At 43.4% G+C, this 23,014-nt stretch carries 23 protein-coding genes; 7 read left to right on the top strand and 16 right to left on the bottom strand.

Translation table 11 applies throughout. The features are described 5' to 3' along the window. Nucleotides 1–106: 106 nt before the first annotated feature. The 3 genes from ACTCNA_RS04185 to ACTCNA_RS04175 form a co-directional block, all read right to left on the bottom strand. A complete protein-coding gene (locus tag ACTCNA_RS04185) occupies nucleotides 107–1,429 on the bottom strand; it encodes an aspartate kinase (RefSeq protein WP_462946641.1) in 1,323 nt (440 codons plus the stop codon). A 33-nt stretch (nucleotides 1,430–1,462) separates the two neighbouring features. After that, nucleotides 1,463–2,368, bottom strand: coding sequence for an alpha/beta hydrolase fold domain-containing protein (locus ACTCNA_RS04180; protein ID WP_462946640.1), 906 nt, complete (start codon nucleotides 2,366–2,368; stop codon nucleotides 1,463–1,465). A 200-nt stretch (nucleotides 2,369–2,568) separates the two neighbouring features. Further along, nucleotides 2,569–3,276, bottom strand: coding sequence for a GntR family transcriptional regulator (locus ACTCNA_RS04175; protein WP_462946639.1), 708 nt, complete (start codon nucleotides 3,274–3,276; stop codon nucleotides 2,569–2,571). 185 nt (nucleotides 3,277–3,461) lie between these two features. On the opposite strand from ACTCNA_RS04175, the gene ACTCNA_RS04170 reads away from it, so the two are divergent. From ACTCNA_RS04170 to ACTCNA_RS04160, 3 genes are all read left to right on the top strand, one after another. Further along, nucleotides 3,462–4,736 (top strand): dihydrolipoamide acetyltransferase family protein, encoded by a 1,275-nt coding sequence (locus ACTCNA_RS04170; protein ID WP_462946638.1) that lies wholly within the window; start codon nucleotides 3,462–3,464, stop codon nucleotides 4,734–4,736. A 186-nt stretch (nucleotides 4,737–4,922) separates the two neighbouring features. Continuing rightward, entirely contained in the window at nucleotides 4,923–5,312 is a 390-nt protein-coding gene (locus tag ACTCNA_RS04165) for a four helix bundle protein (RefSeq protein ID WP_462946637.1), read from the top strand. A 91-nt stretch (nucleotides 5,313–5,403) separates the two neighbouring features. Next, nucleotides 5,404–7,872, top strand: coding sequence for an alpha-ketoacid dehydrogenase subunit alpha/beta (locus tag ACTCNA_RS04160; RefSeq protein ID WP_462946636.1), 2,469 nt, complete (start codon nucleotides 5,404–5,406; stop codon nucleotides 7,870–7,872). Between the two features lie 476 nt (nucleotides 7,873–8,348). Here the strand turns inward: ACTCNA_RS04160 and ACTCNA_RS04155 are convergent, their stop codons facing one another. Genes ACTCNA_RS04155 through ACTCNA_RS04145 form a run of 3 tightly spaced genes read right to left on the bottom strand, consistent with a single transcriptional unit; the run spans nucleotide 8,349 to nucleotide 10,328 of the window. Next, nucleotides 8,349–8,639 carry an SOS response-associated peptidase family protein gene (locus ACTCNA_RS04155; protein WP_462946635.1) on the bottom strand — a complete coding sequence of 97 codons (291 nt, stop codon included), beginning with the start codon at nucleotides 8,637–8,639 and terminating at the stop codon, nucleotides 8,349–8,351. 7 nt (nucleotides 8,640–8,646) lie between these two features. Beyond that, complete coding sequence (locus tag ACTCNA_RS04150; RefSeq protein ID WP_462946634.1) at nucleotides 8,647–9,906, bottom strand: Y-family DNA polymerase; 1,260 nt, start codon at nucleotides 9,904–9,906, stop codon at nucleotides 8,647–8,649. After that, the gene (locus ACTCNA_RS04145) at nucleotides 9,903–10,328 is read right to left on the bottom strand and encodes a LexA family protein (protein ID WP_462946633.1); all 426 of its coding nucleotides are present in this window, start codon (nucleotides 10,326–10,328) and stop codon (nucleotides 9,903–9,905) included. Before ACTCNA_RS04145 ends, ACTCNA_RS04150 begins: the two co-directional genes overlap by 4 nt. Before the next feature lie 309 nt (nucleotides 10,329–10,637). Here ACTCNA_RS04145 and ACTCNA_RS04140 point away from each other — a divergent pair, with 309 nt between their 5' ends. From ACTCNA_RS04140 to ACTCNA_RS04130, 3 genes are all read left to right on the top strand, one after another. Next, complete coding sequence (locus tag ACTCNA_RS04140) at nucleotides 10,638–10,958, top strand: hypothetical protein (RefSeq protein ID WP_462946643.1); 321 nt, start codon at nucleotides 10,638–10,640, stop codon at nucleotides 10,956–10,958. Then, nucleotides 10,885–11,061 (top strand): T9SS type A sorting domain-containing protein, encoded by a 177-nt coding sequence (locus tag ACTCNA_RS04135; RefSeq protein WP_462946632.1) that lies wholly within the window; start codon nucleotides 10,885–10,887, stop codon nucleotides 11,059–11,061. Before ACTCNA_RS04140 ends, ACTCNA_RS04135 begins: the two co-directional genes overlap by 74 nt. Nucleotides 11,062–11,354: 293 nt before the next feature. After that, a complete protein-coding gene (locus tag ACTCNA_RS04130; protein ID WP_462946631.1) occupies nucleotides 11,355–11,789 on the top strand; it encodes a lipocalin family protein in 435 nt (144 codons plus the stop codon). 17 nt (nucleotides 11,790–11,806) lie between these two features. Here ACTCNA_RS04130 and ACTCNA_RS04125 read toward each other — a convergent pair whose 3' ends face one another. The 10 genes from ACTCNA_RS04125 to ACTCNA_RS04080 all read right to left on the bottom strand — a co-directional run bounded on the left by ACTCNA_RS04125 (nucleotide 11,807) and on the right by ACTCNA_RS04080 (nucleotide 21,282). Then, on the bottom strand, nucleotides 11,807–11,932 hold the full coding sequence (locus ACTCNA_RS04125) for a hypothetical protein (RefSeq protein WP_462946630.1): 126 nt from the start codon (nucleotides 11,930–11,932) through the stop codon (nucleotides 11,807–11,809). Nucleotides 11,933–12,048: 116 nt separating this feature from the next. Next, on the bottom strand, nucleotides 12,049–13,308 hold the full coding sequence (locus tag ACTCNA_RS04120) for a hypothetical protein (protein WP_462946629.1): 1,260 nt from the start codon (nucleotides 13,306–13,308) through the stop codon (nucleotides 12,049–12,051). A gap of 82 nt (nucleotides 13,309–13,390) precedes the next feature. Then, entirely contained in the window at nucleotides 13,391–14,620 is a 1,230-nt protein-coding gene (gene hydF / locus ACTCNA_RS04115) for a [FeFe] hydrogenase H-cluster maturation GTPase HydF (RefSeq protein WP_462946628.1), read from the bottom strand. 122 nt (nucleotides 14,621–14,742) lie between these two features. Further along, a complete protein-coding gene (locus tag ACTCNA_RS04110; RefSeq protein WP_462946627.1) occupies nucleotides 14,743–15,060 on the bottom strand; it encodes a hypothetical protein in 318 nt (105 codons plus the stop codon). A 179-nt stretch (nucleotides 15,061–15,239) separates the two neighbouring features. Continuing rightward, nucleotides 15,240–16,637: an aspartate ammonia-lyase gene (locus ACTCNA_RS04105; protein ID WP_462946626.1), complete on the bottom strand. Its 1,398-nt coding sequence runs from the start codon at nucleotides 16,635–16,637 to the stop codon at nucleotides 15,240–15,242. Nucleotides 16,638–16,655: 18 nt separating this feature from the next. Next, the gene (locus ACTCNA_RS04100; RefSeq protein ID WP_462946642.1) at nucleotides 16,656–16,817 is read right to left on the bottom strand and encodes a type II toxin-antitoxin system HicA family toxin; all 162 of its coding nucleotides are present in this window, start codon (nucleotides 16,815–16,817) and stop codon (nucleotides 16,656–16,658) included. Nucleotides 16,818–16,831: 14 nt separating this feature from the next. Then, entirely contained in the window at nucleotides 16,832–17,023 is a 192-nt protein-coding gene (locus tag ACTCNA_RS04095; protein WP_462946625.1) for a hypothetical protein, read from the bottom strand. A gap of 38 nt (nucleotides 17,024–17,061) precedes the next feature. After that, the gene (gene hydG, locus ACTCNA_RS04090; protein ID WP_462946624.1) at nucleotides 17,062–18,462 is read right to left on the bottom strand and encodes a [FeFe] hydrogenase H-cluster radical SAM maturase HydG; all 1,401 of its coding nucleotides are present in this window, start codon (nucleotides 18,460–18,462) and stop codon (nucleotides 17,062–17,064) included. A gap of 7 nt (nucleotides 18,463–18,469) precedes the next feature. Next, nucleotides 18,470–18,742, bottom strand: a complete 273-nt coding sequence (locus tag ACTCNA_RS04085) for a TM1266 family iron-only hydrogenase system putative regulator (RefSeq protein ID WP_462946623.1) — start codon at nucleotides 18,740–18,742, stop codon at nucleotides 18,470–18,472. Between the two features lie 257 nt (nucleotides 18,743–18,999). Then, nucleotides 19,000–21,282: a VIT and vWA domain-containing protein gene (locus ACTCNA_RS04080; RefSeq protein WP_462946622.1), complete on the bottom strand. Its 2,283-nt coding sequence runs from the start codon at nucleotides 21,280–21,282 to the stop codon at nucleotides 19,000–19,002. A 645-nt stretch (nucleotides 21,283–21,927) separates the two neighbouring features. Here ACTCNA_RS04080 and hydE point away from each other — a divergent pair. Beyond that, nucleotides 21,928–23,013 (top strand): [FeFe] hydrogenase H-cluster radical SAM maturase HydE, encoded by a 1,086-nt coding sequence (hydE, locus tag ACTCNA_RS04075; protein WP_462946621.1) that lies wholly within the window; start codon nucleotides 21,928–21,930, stop codon nucleotides 23,011–23,013. Nucleotide 23,014 lies beyond the last annotated feature (1 nt).

The following is a 23,014-nucleotide window of genomic DNA, read 5'->3' as shown; positions in this document are numbered from 1 at the left end:
TGTAATTAAAGAACCGCCGTATACCGAACGGTACGTACGGTGGTGTGGGAGGTGCATCAGTGAGATAGTAAATTATCTCACTGACCATCTACCCGATTGCTAAAATTTAGTCGCCATTATTCAACAAGCCGGTATTGATGGCTTGCAGTGTTTTTTCCTTGTGCGAACTGGGCACGAGTACCGAAATATTGTAACTGCTTCCGCCATAAGAAATCATCCGGATGGGAATGCCGTCGAGCGCATCGAAAACCTTTGAAGCGAAACCTCTTTCTTCACCAATAATATCACCAACAATACAAACAATGGCCATATTATGGTCTATCTCAACTGTTCCAAGTTTGTCGAGGTCGTTGTGGATTCTTTTCAAATGATCGGTATTGTCGATAGTTAGTGATAGTGCCACCTCCGAGGTGGAAATCATATCGATTGGTGTTTTGTACTTTTCAAAAACCTTAAATACTGATTTCAGAAAACCATACGCCATCAGCATTCGGTCGGAACGGATTTTTATAGCTGTAATTCCATCTTTGGCGGCTACGGCTTTTATCCCTTTCCCTGTGGTTTCCGAAGTAATCAAAGTTCCCGGGTCGGCAGGGTTGAGCGTGTTTTTAAGCCGCACCGGAATATCATGCACCCTTGCCGGGAAAACAGTTTGCGGATGAAGTATTTTTGCCCCGAAATAGGCCAGCTCTGCAGCTTCGTAAAAGGATAAGTGATCAATTTTTTTTGTGTTTTCCACAAATCGTGGATCGTTGTTGTGAAACCCGTCGATATCGGTCCAAATCTGAATTTCATCGGCATCGATGGCTGCTCCAATCAAAGATGCAGTGTAGTCGCTACCACCACGTTGCAGGTTGTCAATTTCTCCGAAGGCATTCCGGCAAATGTAACCCTGGGTGATGTAATAGTCGGCCTCACCAACTTCGTTTAAAATCCCTTCAATATGCTCGCCAATGTATTTCGAATCGGCCATTTTTTCTTCGTCGATACGCATGAAATCGAGCGCCGGAAGCATTTTGGCATTGTGGCCGTTTTCCTGCATCAGCAAAGTGAAAAGTTGTGTCGAAATCATTTCGCCTTTCGAGAGAATGGTATTTTCGGCAACGGGTGTAAACCTCCCGGAGGTAAACGAACGTATAGTTTTAAAACACGACTTTATAATTTTCAGGCCTTTCTGTTTGTTTTCTTCTGTTTCGAAAAGCTCCTTCACAACTTTTTTATAACCCGATTCGAGCTTTCCGATGAGCAGCCCTGCTGTCTCCCGGTTTTTTTTCTTCAGGTATCCGGCAATTTCAACCAGCGAGTTTGTGGTGCCCGACATGGCCGAGAGAACCACAATTTTTTGTTCCCCGTCAGTAATAATTTTCATCACGGCCCGCATATTTTCGGGCGACCCAACCGATGTTCCTCCAAACTTTAATACTTTCATAAATGTAAATATATAAATATTGTTGTTCCGGTTTTATTGGAGCTTAAAATTTTCAAGAAAAAAATCGACCAGATCCTTTCCTGATGGGTCCATAATTCCAATTTCAGGGGCGTAAACAATTGCCTTCAACCCCACCTTGTCTGCTTTTTCTTTTATAACCCTGGCATGATTCGGATGATGGTTTAAATCATCCTGGTTGGCAGGGATGCCGGCTTTATGTTTGTTGAGAACAAAAATGGGCGGATCGTTTTTATCCATTTTAGCGAGGAAATCGAGTTCGCGGCGTTTTACATGGTTATTGAACAAATCCATTCCGTTTTTATATTGCAGGCCAAATGCAGCAGCAATTGCCACAAGTTGTTCGCGGGTTTCAGCCATTGGAACTTCAATGGTTTTTTCCCACTGAAAAATATCGTAGGTTGATTGTGTGGCAAAAGCCCCGGCGCAGGTCAGGCGGGTGGATTCGCGCAATACGGGATCTGCATTATGCAGGTCGGCCATGTCGTTGCTGAAAGCCAGCCAAAGAGCTGTTCCGGCACCTGCCGAACCACCCGAGCAGGCGATTCGTGTTTTGTCGATGTTGTATTTTTGGGCATTGTGACGTATGTATTGCAGGCACCGTTTTGAATCGTTAAAACTGGCCATTATTCCGTAGGGGGCTTCTGTCATGAAGCGGTAGTTAATTACCGCCACCGAAACACCGGCATCGAGAAAACGGACCAAATCGGGAGAATCGAAGTATTTCGATTTATCGCCGCCAACAAATCCGCCGCCATGAATGTAAATTACCAAAGGAGTTGGTTTTTCCGAGCCGGCCAGCCAGATATCAAAATTATTACGTAGATGTTCTCCGTATTTTTCGTTTGCAAATGTAGCCGGTTCGCCACGCAGGTTTACCGCCTCTTTAACTGTTTCTGCATGTAGTGTATTTTCTTCCAAACCTGTTTGTTTTCATTTAACTTTCCTGGAATCCATTGCTGTTTAATGATCCAAAATAAACTGCATTTTAGTTTTTTTAGCTTGAAATTCAATAAGAAAAACTTCGCAAAAATAGAATTAAATAAAAGGCCAGAAAAAATATCTGAAGAAAAATTGGGTATTATGTAATTTCCGGATAAATCAGCTTTGCTAATTTTTTACTAAAAACTGCCGTAAATCGCGTGTTTTTCGGAATTGAAATAGATAGTTGAATAGATGTTGAACGCCTCTTTGTTGGTAACCAGTTTTCGCTCGATGTAGAGCACTGGTGTGCGGTTTCTTAAGTTAAGAAGTCTTTTTATTTTTCGGTCGGGAATTATAGCCTTCAGTTTTTGCTCTCCGCCCAAAATTTCCACCTGGTAATGTTCCCGCAGCATTTCAAACAGCGATTTATTTTCGAATGAACGGCTTGTCAGCCGGGGTAAATTCAAATTTGGCAGGTGGTTAATGTCGTAAAAAACCGGCTGACCATCCACATACCGCAGGCGTTCCATGTAAATGCACCCGGCCTCTTTTTCGGTTTCCGAGAGTTCAAATGGAAATTCTTCGGGCCACGGCCTGATTTCCGGTTTTTGCAGAATCTCTGTTCTCAGGTACCGCACCCCAACAGCCGATGCTGTGCCCGCAATCGATAAAATTCCGATGTTTTGTGGTGGCTTTCTTACAATACTGCCTTTGCCCTGTTTTTTTATGATTAACCCGTCTTTTACCAGCGAGTCCAGTGCATGCCGTACGGTGGGGCGTGTCATGCCGTGTACTGCGCAAAGTTCATTTTCAGAGGGCAATAAGCTTCCCTCTTCGTAAATTCCTTTCAGGATGTTTTTCCGAAGCAATTCGTACAATTTCCGGTATTGCGGCATGTTTTCCATTCTGTCTCAAAGTTAAAAATTTTTTAAAACATATTACACAACTTGTATTTACAAGTTATAAATTATATTTTTACATCGTGAAATTAGAAATATTTTGAACTTTCTGTATTTCAATAAAATATTCTAATGCTTAATTTTTTAATTCATATTAACAAGTGAAACAAAATTTTAAAAATCAATAAAATATGGCAATACCAGTTTTAATGCCTCGCCAGGGACAATCAGTTGAATCCTGTATTATGGGGCAGTGGTACAAATCGGTTGGTGAGAAGGTGAGCGAGGGCGACATACTTTTTTCTTACGAAACCGATAAAGCCTCTTTTGAAGAAGAAGCCAAAGAAGATGGAGTCCTTTTGGCTGCGTTTTTTGAAGAAGGCGACGAAGTGCCGGTGCTGACAAACGTGGCAGTTATAGGTAAAGAGGGTGAACCGGTGGAGGAATTTGATCCACACAAAGGGAGCGATGCAAGTGCAACTAAAACCCAAGAACCCGAAGTGGAGAAGCCTGCAGAAGGGGCATCCAAAGTAACTGAATTTGAAGTGGATGAGGATTCAGAAAACCGCCGTGTCCGTATTTCCCCACTCGCAAAAAACATGGCGGAGAAGATGGGTGTGGATGTACGTTCGGTGAAAGGTACCGGACCACGCGGAAGAATAATCGCCCGTGATGTGGAAGCAGCGGATAAAACAACCGTAGCAGAAACAAAACAACCCCGGCCAGTTGCAAAACCAGAAACTCAAAAAAATGAAGTGCTTCAGTCGGGCAACGATTTTGAAATCAAATCGATTCCAAACATCCGTAAACTGATTGCGACGGCAATGCACCAGTCGCTCCAAAATTCGGCACAGCTTACTCACCACCTGAGTGCCGATGCCCGCCAGGTATTGAAACTACGCAAAAAATTCAAAAAAGAATATGCCGAGGGAACCATTTCACAAAACGTAACCATCAACGATTTGGTTTGCTTTGCGGTGATCCGCGCACTCGAAAAATTTCCACGGGTAAACACCCACTACCTCGGCGATAAAATGAAGTGGTTTAAAAAAGTACACCTCGGCTTGGCCGTTGACACTGACCGTGGCTTGATGGTGCCCGCTCTAAAAAACGCTGACGATCTTTCTGTTGCCGGCCTTTCGCGCCAACTGCAGGAATTAGCCTCACAGGCTCGCAGCGGAAATATCAACCCCGATTTGCTGAGCCCCGAAGAGGCAGGTTTTACCGTTTCCAACCTCGGAAACTATGGTGTGGAAATGTTTACCCCGGTAATAAATTTACCGCAGACTGCTATTCTTGGCGTTTGCACTATTGTTCCGCGTCCGATGGAAATTGAAGAGGACGTTTACGGCTTTGTGCCCATGATGGGGCTTTCGTTAACCTACGACCATCAGGCACTTGATGGCGGCGAAGCCACACGCTTTCTGGCAGAAGTGAAAGCACAGATAGAGAACCTTTCAGTTTAAAGTTTATAGTTCAGAGTTCAGAGTTCAGAGTTCAGAGTTCAGAGTTCAGAGTTCAGAGTTCAGAGTTCAGAGTTCAGAGTTCAGAGTTCAAAGTTCAGAGTTCAGAGTTCAGAGTTCAGAGTTCAGAGTTCAGAGTTCAGAGTTCAGAGTTCAGAGTTCAAAGTTTAACATTTAAAGTTTCAAGTTATGGCAACTTTTAATCGTTTTGAAGATATTATAGCCTGGCAAAAAGCAAGGGTACTTTGTAAATTAATTCATGGCTTTACGTTGAAGAAACCGTTTTACAGAGATTTCAAATTGGTAAGTCAAATAAAAGGTTCATCCGGTTCAGCTATGGACAATATTGCCGAAGGTTTTGAGCGAGGAGGCAACAAAGAGTTCTCGCAGTTCTTGTCCATATCTAAAGGTTCTGCCGGAGAATCACGCTCTCAGTTATATCGGGCCCTTGATAACGGTTATATTACTGAAGAAGAATTTAACGAAGCCTATTTGATAGCTGATGAAGTAGGCAAATTGACAGGGGCTTTGATGAGCCATTTAAAATCAAGTGACTTTAAAGGAAATAAATTCAAATAGCATAATAGTTAAAATAAAGGAACTCTCGGAACTGTAAACCCGAAACTCGGAACTATTAATGATTAATAATGAATAACTAAAATAATTTAAGATGCCAAAAAATCAATTCATAAATCCGGAAGAAGTACGCAAGCCTGGACAAATCGATTTCAAACCAATTCCGGTTAATCAGTACAACAAAACAGTTGAAGAAGAAAAAGAAAACTTCACGAAAGAAGATTTTCTGCGTATTTATAACGATATGGTGGTCATCCGCGAGTTTGAAACCATGTTGAACCTGATAAAAACCCGCGGCGAGTACAACGGGATTCCCTACAACCACCCGGGACCGGCTCACCTTTCCATTGGACAGGAAGCAGCAGCCGTGGGAATGGCCTACAATTTAGATGTTGAAGATTTTATTTTTGGTTCGCACCGCAGCCACGGCGAAATATTGGCAAAAGGATTATCAGCCATTAGTAAGCTGGATGATAAAACCCTCGAAGAAATTATGGAAACCCATTTCAACGGGAAAACGCTCGCGCCGGTGAAGGCAGGTCATACAGGCTCCACCAGAGAGCTTGCCGTTAAATTTATGCTTTACGGAACGCTGGCCGAAATTTTTGCCCGCGAAACAGGTTTCAACAGAGGAGTTGGTGGCTCGATGCATGCATTTTTTACGCCGTTTGGTGTTTACCCGAACAATGCTATTGTTGGCGGCTCGGGAGATATTTCGGTTGGTGCCGCACTCTTTAAAAAAGTGAACCGCAAAAAAGGCATCGTGGTGGCTAACATTGGCGATGCTTCAATGGCTTGCGGCCCCGTGTGGGAAGGGCTTTCATTCGCCACTATGGATCAATTCCGTACGTTGTGGGACGACGACATGAAAGGCGGCCTGCCGCTCATCATAAACATTGTGAATAACCAGTACGGAATGGGAGGACAAACCTGTGGCGAAACCATGGGTTACGACATAGCAGCCCGGGTGGGTGCCGGACTCAATGCCGACCAGATGCATGCCGAACGGGTGGACGGTTACAATCCGCTGGCAGTTATCGATGCCTATCGTCGCAAAAAGAAAGTGCTGGAAGAAAAGCGTGGCCCGGTTCTGCTTGATGTTTTAACCTACCGTTTTAGCGGGCATTCGCCCTCCGATGCTTCGACGTACCGGACAAAAGAAGAGATTGAAGCCTGGGAGAAACAGGATTCAATCGTGTGGTTTGGAAATGAACTGGAAAATGCGGGCATTGTCACCAAAAAAGAATTGGAGAAGATTAAGGCTGAAACGACAGAACTCGTTACCAATACCATGAAGCTGGCCATCGACGATGAGGTTTCGCCGCGCATGGATATGAAAAAGTATCCGAACCTGATAGGGGAGATGATGTTCAGCAACGGCAGTGTGGATAAAATGGAAGACCGCGAACCTGAAGTGAACCACCCGATGGAAGAAAATCCGCGTGTGCAGCAAATTGCCAAAAAAGAGCGGTTCATGTTTGACGAAAACGGGAAACCGTACTCGAAGATAAAAACTTTCGCGTTGCGCGACGGTATTTTCGAAGCCATTTTCGACCGGTTTTACAAAGACCCCACGCTGATTGCTTACGGGGAAGAGAACCGCGACTGGGGCGGCGCTTTTGCCGTGTACCGGGGGCTCACCGAAGCATTGCCTTATCATCGCCTGTTCAATTCACCCATTTCCGAAGGTGCAATAGTGGGAGTAGCCATCGGTTATGCCATGTGCGGTGGTCGGGTGGTTCCTGAAATTATGTATTGCGACTTTTTGGGCCGTGCCGGCGATGAGGTGTTTAACCAGTTGCCCAAATGGCAGGCCATGAGTGGAAACGTGCTGAAAATGCCTGTTACAATCCGTGTTTCAGTGGGTTCGAAATATGGAGCACAGCACTCGCAGGACTGGACTGCACTGGCCGCACATATTCCGGGATTGAAAGTGGTGTTTCCTGCAACTCCATACGATGCCAAAGGTTTGATGAATTCAGCCCTGCAGGGGACCGATCCGGTGGTTTTCTTCGAAAGCCAGCGCATTTACGACATCGGCGAACAGTTTCATGAAGGCGGTGTACCGGAAGGGTACTACGAAATTCCGCTGGGCGAACCTGATGTGAAGCGTGAAGGCAGCGATGTGACAATTCTGACAATAGGTGCTACTTTATACCGGGCACTGGATGCTGCCAAAATTCTTGAAGAAAAGTACAACTTTTCGGCAGAAGTAATCGATGCCCGCTCGTTGGTACCGTTTAATTATGAAACGGTAATTGAATCGGTTAAAAAGACCGGGAGGATTGTTATTTCGGGAGATGCTACCGGCCGCGGTTCCTTCCTTCGCGACATGGCTTCGAATATTACTGAGCTTGCATTCGACTACCTCGACGCTCCGCCGGTGGTGGTTGGTTCGCGCAACTGGATAACACCTGCTCACGAGTTGGAAGATTTCTTTTTCCCGCAACCTGAGTGGTTTGTGGATGCCATTCATGAGAAAATCGTTCCGCTGAAAGGGCACTCCGCTGAAAACGATTTTTCGGATGAAGAACAGCTCGACCGGAATGCAAGGGGAATTTAAGAAGCAGTATGCAAAGTGTCTGAAGAACTGAAGGACAGCCAAAACCTTCGTTCCCTAAATAATATGTATTCTGAAAATAGAATATGGTATAAATCCGGCTTTAAAAAATGGCCGGATTTTATTTTTCGGTAAATCTCTGGAATAATTTATCTTGCAGTAAAAAAATGTGCCCAATCAGTATTTTTCCCTGTGCCGCAACCTAATTCCAACACCTTTTTTAAAATCGTATTTGCTTAGTGTTTCAAGTTTCAATACTTTGGTTCCCATCCATAACCGATTCCAATTTGTTAAACCTGTTATCCCACATTTTGCGGAACGGTTCAATAAAGTCTGCAATTTCTTTAACTTTAGTTGGATTTAAGTGGTATTCTGCATCAGGTTCTTTGTTTTTTATCCTCCTACCTAAAACCAGCAAAAGCACAATAACAAAAATTGCAAATGTATCGGATTTGGTTCCTGGTGTGATCCCATTCAAACTAACCGCTTGCCGGCACAATGCAGCGTTTGGAGAAAATGCTGTTTTTGAATGAAGGTTTTTCGAACAGGGTTTCTGCCCGGGCGTTCAGGGTGTATTTTTTTATCCCGTCATCTTTCGCCCAAAACGGTATCAACCCCCAGTGTATCAGGCTCATATTTGAATTCACAATTACCGGCATTTCAGGAAATGTAAACCCGTTAACCAGATCCATTTTTCGAAGCACCTCGTTGTTTTGGGCCCGTTCTTTATAGCGTTGGGCCATTTTGCTCAGGTTGTAGTAGAAGCACATATTTCAGCTAAATTTCAAGTATATCTTTCCAGTTGGTTGTATAACGTTTGCTGAGCCTTTCCTGTTTCAGTTTCCATTTCCTTTCTTTTCCCTGGGCAGCCAGCCTTATCGTGTCCCTTCCCATTGTTCCGTTCATGAGGTCCACCACGCGAAACAATTCCTTTTGTTTTGGGCGGTTTATGTTCGGATCAAAAATGTTCAACTGCACCTGGTTTTCAGGGATAATATCTGAAAGAATAACACCTGCTTTATGGTAATGAAACCCGGGTTTGAAAATGGCTTCAACCATTTTGGTGGCGTATTTTGCCAATTCAGAAGAACTGTTGGTAGCAACGGGCAGCTTAATTACAATGTTCCGGCTGTATTGCGGGTAGTCGGTGCGGAACCCGTTTGTATGAATGAAAACCATCATGGTTTGTGCGCAGCTTTTCTGTTGCCTCAGTTTGAAGGCTGAGTTAACTGTGAATGTTGAAACGGCCTCTTTAATTTTTTCGAGTTCGGTTTGCAAAACCCCGAAACTTCTGGTGGTGGCAATATTTTTTTTGGCCGGAGGAATTTCTTCCATCGAAATGCATGGAATCCCTTCCAGCTCCTTTTTAATGCGGGCACCCACCACCGTAAAATGGGTTTTCATAAATGCCTCACTGCATTGGGTGATGTCCCATGCTGTTTTTATTCCATACGCTTCCAGCTTTTTTTTATACTGGCTGCCAATTCCCCACAAATCGCCTGCCTGTGCCCATTTTAATGCTTTAATCCTTTTTTCTTCTGTGTCAATTGTGTGTACCCCGTTGAGTTTTTCGGGAAATTTTTTGGATATGCGGTTGGCCAGCTTTGCAAGTGTTTTTGTTGGTGCAATTCCAATACTCACGGGAATTCCCACCCATTTTTTTACCCGTTTTCTAATTTGCAGGGCATATTCGTTTAAGTTGCCGGGTATTCCCGAAAGGTTTAAAAAGGCCTCGTCGATAGAATAGATTTCAATTTCAGGAGTAAAACCGGAAAGGATATTCATGATACGCTGGCTCATGTCGCCGTATAAAGCGTAATTGCTCGAAAAAATTTTAACATGGTGAACATCCAGTTTTTTTACCCATTTATGAACCGGCGCCCCCATGGGAATTCCCAGTGCTTTGGCCTCGTTACTGCGCGAAATAATGCACCCGTCGTTGTTGCTGAGAATAACCACCGGGTCATTGTTTAAATCAGGCCTGAAAACCCTTTCGCAGCTCACGTAAAAATTATTGCAGTCAACCAGTGCAATCATAACGCCTTTATGATGTATGTTACCACGCCCCAGATAATAAAATCGTTGTCTTTTGTAACTTTTACCGGTTCAAATTCAGGATTCTCGGGCATGAGCCAGCAAACCCCTTTCTCGATTTTGATCCGTTTAACCGTGAACCCTCCATCTAAAAAGCAAACCGCAATTTTGCCGTTTTCGGCTTCCAGGCTTCGGTCAATTACCAAAATGTCACCTTCATTCAGGCCGGCATCCTGCATCGATTTCCCTTTTACTTTCGCGAAAAATGTAGCATCCCGGTTTTTAATCAGTTCTTTATTCAGGTCTATTTTCAATTCGGTGTAATCCTGGGCAGGTGAAGGAAAGCCGGCGTTTAATCCAAATTCAAAATATGGTATTAGTGTTTCTGAAAGCGATGAAGCTCTGTAAAACTCAAGATTATCCATTTTTATTTTTTTTCAAATTTATTAGAAATAAAATTAAGAAACGAAAGCCTGAAAAGATTATCGTTAATGTTAAGGAAACAGAAAATTTTTATTGATATTATCCCGGTAAAGTCCATTCAGTTTTAAGTGAAGCGTACTTTTATTATACATAATTACATCTCATTTATGCCTTTCTCTGAGAGTTGTTTTTAGGGACTTTTCAGTAAAACTTTACTGGAAAGTCAGGTTTTATTACCCCCGTTCTTAGGGTTTCCCTGTAATTCGTTTTAAGTAAATTGTGCTTGAAAATTAAGATTTGAAGGTGCCTTGTTGCCTGATGTTTACTATCCGGTTGCATTAGTAGAAAAACTTTCAGGTGAAAATAAAAACGGAGGCGAAGCTGATATCATTTGCAGTTTCAATAACAGCAATAATTTGCCGAGTGTTTACGATTATTTTGTGTTCAATGCATTGGAACAACAACTTTCTGACAATTCGGTATTTGACAGGCCATCCAATGAATTTTACAAAGAGCTTACATCTGATAATTTGAAATTTCACTCGACCGCGATTACTGATGACCCGATTTATGCACCCACAACCTGGAAAAACGGTGTGTGCAAAAAAAGGAGTCGATGCTTTTTATGCTGATAAGAAGCAGGTTGACTTTTCAGACAAAGCACCGGGAATTTACCTGGTTAATGTTAGCGATGGAAATAGAATAATATCAACAAATAAAATCATAAAAAATTAGAATTATGGAATCACTTATGACAATTGCATTAATTGCAGCCTTTAGCGGATTGATTGTTTCGCTGGTTGCTATGTACAAACTTGTTTTTAACAAGAAGAATTAGTTCACAGTTAGTTTTTAGTATTACAATAACAATGGTTCCCGGCATCTTCTTTTTACCAGGATAGTGCCGGGTTCTTTATGTTTAATTATAAACCAAAGCGGTTCGTCTGACTTCATTCTTAATTAACTTGCTTGTTTTTATTAAACTTTTTACCGGGAAGCTGGTCAAAAAAAGAATTGAGAATAAATGTATGAAGATTAAAGCTGTTTTTTCAAAAATAGTTTACTGGTTAAAAACTTCCGAAATGTTTGCCAGGCCCTCAAAGCAATTGCCGGGACAGTGGAATTTATTCGAGTATTACACTGAGCCGGAAAAAGAACTTATTCATAAACAGGAAGAGCAGTTAAAAGAAGAACAGCTTTTTTTAAGGATTGAATTTTCAGAAAATGCGGATTTCAGCTATGAAACAAATTTACCGATAAATTTTATTGCAGACGAGGGAAACTTCACATGGAGCATCGCAAAAAATTTTATCACCCTCATTCATCCGGATGATTTCAGAAAAAACCAGGAATTTCAGTTTGCCATTGAAAAAGGAGCGCTGAAAATTTTGAAAAAAGACAGCTTCGGGAAAATAATATTGTTTGGATTCTTCAGGAAAACAACCGGTAAAAAAAATAATTGACAACCAGCCAGATTGTATTATAGGGCAGCATGCGCAAGTTTATAAAGGTTGATGGAAGTGCTGTCGGATACCACCGCCTCGCCTGGAACAGCACCAATCAGCGGAACAATTTTGTTTTCCGGTTCAATCGGTTTTTCGTACAAGAGCTTGTTTCAGCTTCCAATAAGAAGAACGGAAGAATATAAAAATGACGGATGCTTTATTTTTTAAGGATGAAAATATAAAAAAGATGCGAAGTTTTGCTTTTCCTGTAGCTGATTTACCATCTCCCGTTTCCAAACCGCGGATTTACAATGTTGTTGTAGATGGATCCGAAAGTGTAGGAAAGGCTTATTCCACCATCAACACTGTATGCGGTGGCCAGTTCCTGTAACTGGAGAAGAATATCGGCTTCCGACAATTCACCTCTCACAAGAGAGAGTTGGTCGTGAATTTGAGCAACTCCGCCAAAAACACTAAGTTCCAATCCTTTCATGAGCCTTACTTCGATGTCTCCCCAAAGTTCAAGCCGGTTTTTTGAAAAATCGTGCAGGTAGTTGGACCCCTCCAGTGAAATGTTTACCGAGCCCCATTTCTCCTGCACTCTATAGGCAACCTGTAATTGTTGCTTGACAAGGTTTTCCTTCATTTTCATATAAATCGTGGTATCGTTGTATTGGTTTAGAGAAACTCCGATTCCGTATAAAAATCGCAATTGCCGGTGAGTTGATTCAGAATAGGGAAAAAGGTTGTATTCGAGTGACGGGAAAATTCCAGTTCTGAATTTGATATTGCTGAAACTGGAGGTCAGAAAATCGACACGGGCCCCGGCCGACCAGTGTTGCCCGAGACTTTTCACAATCAGGTTTTCCAGTTCAACTCCAGTTTTTTCTTTTTTGAATGTTTCATTATCATAGGTGTATTTTGTATGGCTGAGCCGATGATCGAATTTCACCTCGATTTTCCATTGTTCTGTTATTTTGCTCGCATCGAACGAATTGCGGAGGGAGAATTCTTTAAACGATTCTTCCGATTCAAATCTGGGGCTGGTTTCAATCTCAAAAATCCAGTTGTTCCATTTATCAACCACGGTTTCAATTTCGGCATCGCCATCATATTCAATATTGACATCTTTGTATGAAGGAGTTCGTGCGACATACCGCATTAATCCCATTTTCATCATGTTGGTGCGGCCGGCCCTGATTTCATCGTCGGTGTCGTTTGGCCCCGATATGTAAATGAGCGTATCTTTCATCCCTTCAAATTTCTCCTGTCCGGTAAAAAAATAGGAATATTCGCGGCCGCCACTCCCTGTGTTCTGTCTTGTTTCGCGAATGTAAAGCTGTGCTTCCCTCACGTCGCGAACATAATTTACATAAGGAATTTCCCTGCGAATGTGGTCCATGTCGCACCGTTCGCAATCAATAAAAACCTGAACGGCTTCATCTCTCGTATTTTGTGTTTTATTTTCCTGTGAATAAGAATGATTTATTGAGTAAAACAGAAAAATAAGAAAGCAATAATGTTTTGTTTTATTCATATCGTTTTATTCTGGTACAAAGTTTTTGACAAGGGCTGACTGCGTTCGTTTAATTTATGAATTTATTTAAAATGATTCTTAATTAATTGTCCGATTGTGTTTTATACGTTTCAAGAGCCGCTGGAAAAGGTTGAAGGGCTCTTTCAAATATTCCCAGCGAAAAGGCAATTGTAAGCCCGTAGTTGGTAATTGGCACTCCGGCCTGACGGGCTTTCATAATCCGGCTGAGCATTGCCCTCCGGTTCCACATGCAGGCACCGCAATGGATAATCAGTTTATATTCTGAAATATCGGAAGGGAAATCGTGACCGCGGACATTGTCTATTTGCAGTTTGCCGCCAACATATTGCGTGAGCCAGCGGGGAATTTTTACCGTGCCAATGTCTTCGCCAATCGGGTGATGCGAACAGGCTTCGGCAATCAAAACTTTATCTCCTGTTTTCAGGTTGTCGATAGCCATGGCACCGCGCACCATTTCGGGTAAATCGCCCTGGAAGCGGGCGAAAAGAATGGAAAAAGAAGTTAAAGGTATTTCGGGAGGTGTATCGGCTGCCACTTTCAGAAAAGCCTGTGAGTCTGTTACAACCAGTTTTGGCGGCTTGTTCATAATTGAAAGTGCCTGGCGTAGTTCACGTTCTTTTACCACCATGCAAAACGAATCGTAATCGAGCAAATCGCGGATGCTCTGGACCTGCGGTAAAATCAAACGTCCTTTGGGCGCTTCCTTGTCGATGGGAACAACTAAAACTGCAGCTTCGCCTGGCCCAACCAAATCGGCCAGAATGCTCGGGCGATTGATGAAATCGGACGGGGCCGACTGGAGCAATAATTGCCGGAGGTCTAAAATTCCATTTCCTTCGGTAGCCGAAGTAAAAGCATATTTGATTTTCAGGTTGTCCAGTTCGGAAGTGATATCAAGTTGTTCAGTGTATTTATCTATTTTGTTGAATACGATAATGAAGGGAATTTCCCTCTTTTTGAATTCCTCCATCAGCTGCAGTTCAAAATTGCCCCAGTCAGAAAAATTGGTAATGATAACCCCCAGATCGGTGCGGTCGAAAACGGCCAGTGTTTTAGTCACACGTTTGTCGCCCAAATCACCTGCATCGTCAATTCCGGCGGTGTCTATAAACAAAACCGGTCCAAGCGGAAGAAGTTCCATTGGCTTTTCTACCGGATCGGTTGTAGTGCCTGCTACTTCAGAAACTATGGAAACATCCTGATGGGTTAGTGCGTTCAGAATACTCGATTTTCCTGCATTCCGTTTTCCGAAAATTCCAATGTGTAGCCGAAATGTTTTTGGTGCCCTCATTTACCTTTTTTTGAAACAGGCAAAGTACAAATTCCAAAGCATATTGCCAACAGTAACAAAAAAAAGCCGCTCGCTTTTGCGAACGGCTTTTAATTACGTTTAAATATATTGATTTCTCTCAACTATTTTGTGTCGGCTGAGGCTGTAGCTGTTTTTTCTTTATCAGCACATCCTTCAGCTTTTGCCTCTGCTTTGCTTCCTGAACAACCGTCGGCTTTAGCTTCACTTTTTGCTTCACTTCCGGCACATCCTTCAGCTTTTGCTTCCGATTTTGAAGCTTCTGCTTTTGGTGCTTTTTCAGCTTCCGCAGTTTTGCTGTCACCTTTGTCGGCAACTACAGTTACTTTGTCTTTCTCATCTTCAACTACTGTTGCACTTGCTGTTGATACTGACAAACCATACGCTAAAACAAATGCGAATGCAAATAATACTTTTTTCATAATTTTCAATTTTGAGTTATACAATCTAATTTACTTTCGATTTTATTTTAATTTAGATTCAATATTAATAACTTCCAGTGTCAAATCCAAAGAATATTAATATATTTTTATCTTAAATAAAGGGATTTTTTTCATCTTGTTGATTATCAGAATTTAAAGTTTTGTTGAAAAATAGGGTATTAGCTCCCCAATCTACACACAGCCTCCGGAGTTATCAAATCTTCGAATTCTTTGTTCGAAATGAGGTTCAGTTTTATTGCAGCATCTTTTATTGAGATGTTCTCTTTTTGTGCTTTTTCTGCAATTATTGCGGCATTATTGTAGCCAATTTTAGGCAACAGTGCGGTTACAGTTGCCGTGGAATTTTCTACATTTTTTTGGCAAACTTCCTGATTTGCCGTAATTTCAATAACACAATTTATTTTGAATATTTTACATGCATTTTCGAGCAAGGATAAATTTTCAAGCAAAGTGTGTGCAATGAGTGGCATAAACTGGTTGAGTTCGAGATTGCCGGCGCTACAGGCCTGTGTGAGGATTTGGTCATTGCCCATGACAAGCAAAGCTGCCTGGGCCACTGCTTCAGGGATTACCGGGTTTACTTTTCCGGGCATAATTGATGAGCCTGCCTGATTTACGGGGAGGTTGATTTCGTTGAAACCTGCATCGGGGCCGCTGCTCATCAGGCGTAAGTCGTTGCTTATTTTGTAAAGATTAGATGCACACGCTTTTAAAATCCCCGAAACTTCCACAAAAACATCGGCATTTTGGGTGCCATCGATAAGGTTTTCACTGCGTGCCAACCCAATTCCGGTATTTTCACGGAGGCGGTCAGTTACCCTGAAAATGAATTTTCTGGGTGCGCCCAGTCCGGTTCCAATGGCTGTTCCTCCAAGATTCACCACCCGAAGCCGTTCTTCACATTTATAAATGCGCCAGCGGTCGCGGTTGAAAGCTTCGGCGTAGGCGCTCATTTCGCGCCCCAGGGTTGCCAAAACTGCATCCTGCAATTGGGTGCGGCCAATTTTCACGATGTGTGCAAATTCCTTTTCTTTTTGCTGAAAGGCTTCCTGCAGTTCGAGCACACTTTGCTCGAGCAATCGCAGCAATCGAATAGCCGCAACTTTTAATGCAGTGGGATAAGTATCGTTGGTAGATTGGTGCAGGTTGATGTCATCCAACGGTGAAATAATATCATAACTGCCAGGCTTCTCACCAAGAATCTGTAGCGCCCGGTTGGCAATCACTTCGTTAACATTCATGTTGGTAGAAGTGCCGGCACCACCTTGCAGGACATCCACCAGAATATGTTCATTCAGCAATCCCTGGCTCATTTCGAAGCATGCTTTTTCAATGGCACCTGCTTTTGTGGGCCTGTCTTTCCAAACTTCCAGGTGAATGTTGGTTTGCGCGCAAGCCAGTTTGACTTCGCCGTAAGCTTTAATTAATTCAGGATGAATGGTTTTACCTGAAAGTGGGAAATTCTCAACTGCCCGTGCGGTGTGTATTCCCCAAAGTGCATCAGCAGGGATTTGCTTTTGCCCGAGGAGATCAGTTTCAATTCGCGTTTTTTCCATTTGATTGGTTCAGTTGGCTTAATGATTTTGAAGTTTTTTTATAATGTGTTTAGCCAGGGTTTCATTAATCGCATTATGCCGTGGAACTGGTTGAAAAAATCCTGTTTTCGGATTTTGGTACCAATCGTGGTTGCTTCCGTGCCGAATTAAAACACAACCCATTTTTTCAATTGTTTTAATCAGTTTTCAGCGTTTCATGCAATTTTTAGTGTTCCTTGTTTAACGGGATTGGGAAGATCACCACTAGTTAAATCTTTGTATAATTCTCTTAAATTATTTTCCAGTTCTTCTTTCGATTCTCCTTGTGTCCAGTAATCAGGATAAATTTCAAGATATCCAACCCAAATATTTCCGTCTTTCCAATATTTAAATTTCAACTCTTCCATATTGTAACTTTTCTCAAAATTAAGAAACCTTTTCAATATTAACAATACACATCATCCCGTCCGGCTTCCACGCGTTTTACTAGTTTTTCGGCGCGTTGTTTGGCCAGGCCGTCCATCCCGGCAATGGTTTCTTTGATTAAACGGTTTCCTATTTCAGCAGTTTCGGGAGTCGCATAATTTTGCAGGTATTCTTTAAAAGATGACAAACCGTTGGGTGCGCAATGCAGTTTGATATCACCGGGTTTGGCCAAATCCATGAAGTCTTGTCCGGTTCGGCCAAGCCGGTAACAGGCGGTGCAGAACGAAGGAATGTAGCCCATTTTTGCCACATCCTGAATCACTTCGTCGAGCGGACGATGATCCCCTAGACTGAACTGGCCTGAAGGATCGTCCTCATCTTCCTCATGTTCGTAACCTCCCGGGTTGGTGCGGCTGCCGGCCGAAATCTGGCTCACACCCAGTGCAAATGTTTCGCGGCGCATTTGTGCTGTTTCGCGCGTTGACATGATGATGCCGGTGTACGGAACTGCCAGCCGAAGAATGGCCACAATTTTCCGGAAATCGATATCGGAAACCGGGAAGGGTGGGTTAGTGGCCAGGTCGCTGCCGGTGGCCGGCTCCAGGCGGGGAACACTGATGGTGTGCGGCCCCACTCCAAATTGTTTTTCCAGCTCGCGGATGTGTTGCATCATGGCCAGGATTTCAAAACGGTAATCGAACAGCCCGAAAAGTACGCCGATGCCCAGGTCATCGATGCCGGCTTCCATGGCCCGGTGCAACGACCATACACGCCAGTTGTAATCGCGTTTTTTTCCTCTAAGATGTACCTTTTTATAGGTTTCGCGATGGTAGGTTTCCTGGAAAATCTGGTAAGTACCTATGTTGGCTTTTTTTAACTCAACAAAGTCATCGGTTGATAGCGGCGCAATGTTCACATTTACACGCCGGATTTCGCCATGTTCCGACTTCACGCTGTAAATTGTTTTTATGGAATCGAGAATGTACTGAAATCCCTGGTTCGGGTAAGATTCTCCGGCTACCATCAGAATTCGTTTATGCCCGTGATTGATGAGCACTTCCACCTCGCGCGCTATTTGTTTTTGGGTGAGCGCATTTCGCACAATATCTTTGTTAGTTGCCCTGAATGCGCAGTAAAGGCATTCGTTGGAGCAAAGGTTGGAAATATAGAGCGGGGCAAACAAAACGAGCCGTTTCCCGTAGATGGTTTCTTTCACCTGGTTGGCCGTATCGAAAAGTTCTCCGAGCAAAACCGGGTCGCTGATATTTGTGAGCGCGGCCACATCCTCCAAGTCGAGGCCTTTCATTTCGGCAGCTTTGGCCAATATTTCCCTGATTTTGTAACTATCGGCAGTTTTGTGGGTATTAAGCACATCCCACACTTGTTGTTCGTTTATAAAATCGGCTGGTACATTATACATGGTGCTGTTATTTTAAGTTGATATTATTTTTGGCTAATCCTGATTTGACTGAAACTCCATTAATACGACCAAGTTTCCCGGTTAAAACGCCCACTTCGTCGGTTGTGGCATCGATAACCAGTGTAATTACCGAAGTAGTTCCCTTGGCGTTGGGCAGGCCGGTTCGGGCCAAAATTAGCTCGGCATGTTCACTCAAAACATCGTTTACAATGCCTGCACACTTTTCGCGGTTGTCGATAATAATGCCGACAAAACCCAGTCGTTTCTGACTTTCAGTCATTATTCTCTAAAATATTATGCGGGAAGAAAGTTGGGGAAGTTTCAAAGCAATGACGGATTAATCCTGTTTATTCATCCATAATCCTTCATCCTTTATCCTTTGATTTCTTTCCCTAAGGTCAGCGCTGCCTTCCCGCAGGATTCAGTTTCAAAAGTAAAAGTTTCTTTTTCAAAAAAGGAGGAGAAATGCAAGGTTTTTATATGTTGTTCAATATGTTTTTATGAATTAAATAATGGTCATATGTTTTTATAAGTTGATTATCGAGATACCACAATATTTTTTGAATCCACTGCTTTCCCGTCAATGAGAAGTGTGAGCCGGTAAACTCCTGCATTAATAACGGAATAATTTGCCAGGTCAAAGCCTACACGAATGTACCCGTCATCAGTGTAATGCACTTCAACTTCATCCATTTTATGTCCGAGATTATCGAATAAAAGCAGTGCAATCCTGCTTTCCTTGTCTGTTTCCAGGATGTTGAGCCACACTTTGAATTTTTCAGAGGCAGGGTTCGGATACATCTGGTCGATGGAGGATCTGTTCTCTGCCACTTGCTGCTCTCCACCAAAACTTTTGAAAGCATCGGCTGAATATAAAGCAGAAGTATTGCCTCCACTTCTGTAACTTCCCACGGCTAAATCGCTGACTCCGGAGGGAAGTGGCAAGGGCTGAGTAACTGTGGCGGTTGAATCTCCTGTGTTGCGGATGAGCGAATCGATAGCAATGAAAGAGGTGTAACGCGTTAGCAGATTGTATTTCAACCCAAGTTCGATGATTTCTTCTTTCACTGCCTCATCCTCCTCGCCATATTGATTCAGTTGGCCGTAATCGTCGAGCCGCTGGATAACATGGCGTGCCCACAAATATTTAAGTGCTGAATTTTGTTCCGATGGCGGATAATTGTTTACATACAGTTTTTGATGAAAATCGTGACTACCTGATAAACCGCTGATTTCGAACGATCCTTGCGGGGCACCTTCCCATTTTCCGAAAATCAGGATAGGCCGTTCTGCAAAAACATCGGGTACAGTTGGTGGTTCCACGCTGTTCACCTGGAAATTATTAAAATCGATATCGATGTTTGTGAGCACCGGCGACTGAATATATTTCCTGAATTTTTCGGCTTTTTCAGGCGCTTCTTCATGGTCGAGAATTACAAACGGTTCGCCCATTCCCACGCGGGCCAGTCCCTCAATCAGGTAGCGGTTTACCGAACTCCCGATTCCGAAAGCAAAGACATTGGCTTCCGACAAACTGTTGCTTATGAGCGTGAATGCTTCTTTTTCGATAGTCACATAACCATCGGTTACCACCACAAAAGTGCGTGAATAATTTTCCGTTCCTTTCAGTGCAAAAGCCTTTTTTAGCGCCGCCAGCATATTGGTGCCGCCGCTTCCCTGCTTGTTGTTTATCATGTCGAGCGCTTTGTCGATGTTTTCCTGGCTGGCATCGAGCGAAGTTTCCGATAACACCTGCGAACCGCCTGAAAAACACATCACATTAAATTTGTCGGTAGGTTTCAGGTTAGAAATCAAATCGGTTAGCAATGTTTTTGAAATGCTGATAGGAAAACCATTCATAGAGCCTGAAACATCCATGATGAACACGTATTCGCGCGGCGGAATTTCGGATTCATGAACCTGCCGGGGCGGCTGTATCATGGTCAAAAAGAAATTTTCATCTTCTCCTTCGTAAAGCAGCATTCCCGATTCCAGTCGGTCGGATGAAAGCTGGTAGTGCAGCACAAAATCTTTATTTCCCGATTTTTTCGCCTCTTCCGGTAGTGAGCAAATTGCAGAATTCTGAGAAGGAAAATCGATTTCCAGCGTTTCGTGTGAAGGCGACTCGACTGACTGGATTTTCATACCGGCATTCAAATTAACGTCGATATCGAAATCGTACAGCGGCGCTTCGCCTTCGTGAGTGTAAGGAATTTCTACCCACGAACTGTCTTCGTCGGCAGAGATTTCGGCATAACGCGGCCCCATAACCGTAGGATAGACAAATTCGTAAATTCCTTCTTCCGGGGTAATCAGTTCCACATATTTCATTTCCACATTGATGGTGTCTCCGGGCATAATATTCGCAACATTCATCTGGAAAACATTCGGGCGCTGTTGCTCGAGCAGCGACGTGGTTTTTCCTTCTTCCTTGGCCTCTTCATATTCTTCGCGAGCCTGCTCCGCTTCCCTTATTTCTGCAATGAGAATGCGGTCGCCAATTTCCATTTGCATCGCGTAAACCGCCGCTTTTGTCGATGCCGGGAAAACATAAATGGCTTCCAGCGGTAACTGACCGGTGTTGCAGTAGGTTTGGCGCACTGTTACATCGGCCATTACACCGCTGATGTTGACTTCCGCGGAAGTCGATTTCAACGGTAGCTGATCCACGCTGTCATCGGTTCCTTTTACAAAAAAGAAAGGCGACAGTGTTTTGTCTTCTTCTTGTTGTTCCTGTGCCTGTGAGTGGATGCTTAAAAATAATGCAAAAACAAGAAAGAGAACTGTTTTCATTTTTGAAGTAGAGTAAAGTGATTTCATAACGCTGAGATTTTAGTTGCTGGAAGGTAGATGCAGGAAGGTTGAAAAAGGTTGCGTGAGCGATAAAATATTTTGAATTGTCATCTCGACGACTTGGGAGGAGAAATCTCTCATTGAAGGAGCAGATTTCCTGCCCGTCCGGTCAGGCGGGCTCATCTTCGTGCCTCAGATTGCCTAATAAAAAATTAGGTGAACACTCGAAATGACAGGTACTAAAATCCAATTCATTCTGGACTGTAGTTGTATTATCAGCTTTATACGCGTTTGAGTTTTTCGATTGGTGATGTTTTTCTGTTTTTTAAGACCAAGATTTCTGGTTTATGTTCATTAAATTTATTGATGTCCCGCAGATTTCGCGGATTTTCGCAGAAAACTATAAAAATCAGCGTTTATCCGCGAAATCTGCGGGAGATTTTCTTTGGACAAAACCAGCACCGTCCTTTAGGGCGTTGAAATGATTAAGCTATTCGCTTATAGGAAATTATGGAAAATTTTGTAATTTATTATTTTACAAAATTTTCCATAATTTCATGCACCAACGCACTTTTAAAACACCGCCCTGAAGGACGGTGTTATTTTTAATTCTCAAATCATTTAAATTGCTCCATCATAAAAATCCTGCTGAAAGTAACTATTTTTGTGTCCATGGAATTGAGCAATGTTTTATCGAAAACCGAATTTACCCGCGAGGAGCTGGCATTTTTGCTGAGCCTGAAAGGAGAAGAACGTCAGGCTTTGTTGAAGAAGGCAGCAGAAGTGAAAAAAGCCGTGGTTGGTTCCAAAGTCTATTTTCGCGGATTGGTGGAATTTTCGAATATCTGCTCAAAAGATTGCTGGTATTGCGGCATTCGCAAAAGCAACGAAAAAGTGGTGCGCTACAATGCCACCGACGATGAAATCCTGGACTCGTGCCGTTTTGCGTGGGATAACCGTTTTGGCTCAGTGGTGTTGCAGTCGGGCGAATTGTCATCGCCGGCGTTTGTAAAGCGCGTGGATAATCTGCTGAAAAAGATAAAGCTGCTCTCGAACAACGAACTGGGCATTACACTGAGTTGCGGGGAGCAATCCCGCGAAACCTACCGCCGGTGGTTCGAAAGCGGCGCGCATCGTTACCTGTTGCGCATCGAAGCGTCGAACCGCGAACTGTACTACAAAATTCATCCGGACACACCCAATCATTCTTTTGAAAAGCGTGTGGAAGCGTTGCAGTTTTTGCGCGAAACCGGCTACCAGGTGGGGACAGGCGTGATGATTGGCCTGCCGTTTCAAACCCTCGATGATTTGGCCGGCGACCTCCTCTTTTTTAAAAAGATGGACATCGATATGTGTGGAATGGGGCCGTACATCGAACATGCACACACCCCGCTTTTTGCGCACCGTCATTTATTGCAACCCAAACAGGAACGGTTTGAATTGGCGCTGAACATGATTGCAGCCCTCCGCCTGCTGATGCCCGACATTAACATTGCTGCGGCCACGGCATTACAGGCCATCGACCCGGCAGGACGCGAAAAAGCGCTTACGGTGGGCGCTAACGTGATTATGCCCAACCTCACTCCCTGCCAGTACCGGAAAGATTACCTGCTGTACGAAGACAAACCCTGCCTCGACGAAGATGCCGAGTTGTGCCGCAACTGCTTAGAAGCCCGTATTGAGCTGGCAGGCAGCGAAATCGGCTACGATGAATGGGGTGATTCCAAACACTTCCTCAACCGAAATAATAAACTTTAAA

This window comes from Tangfeifania sp. (genome assembly GCF_055108615.1).
The sequence above is the reverse complement of the archived record's forward strand: the minus strand, read 5'-3'. Positions and strand labels throughout refer to the sequence as shown.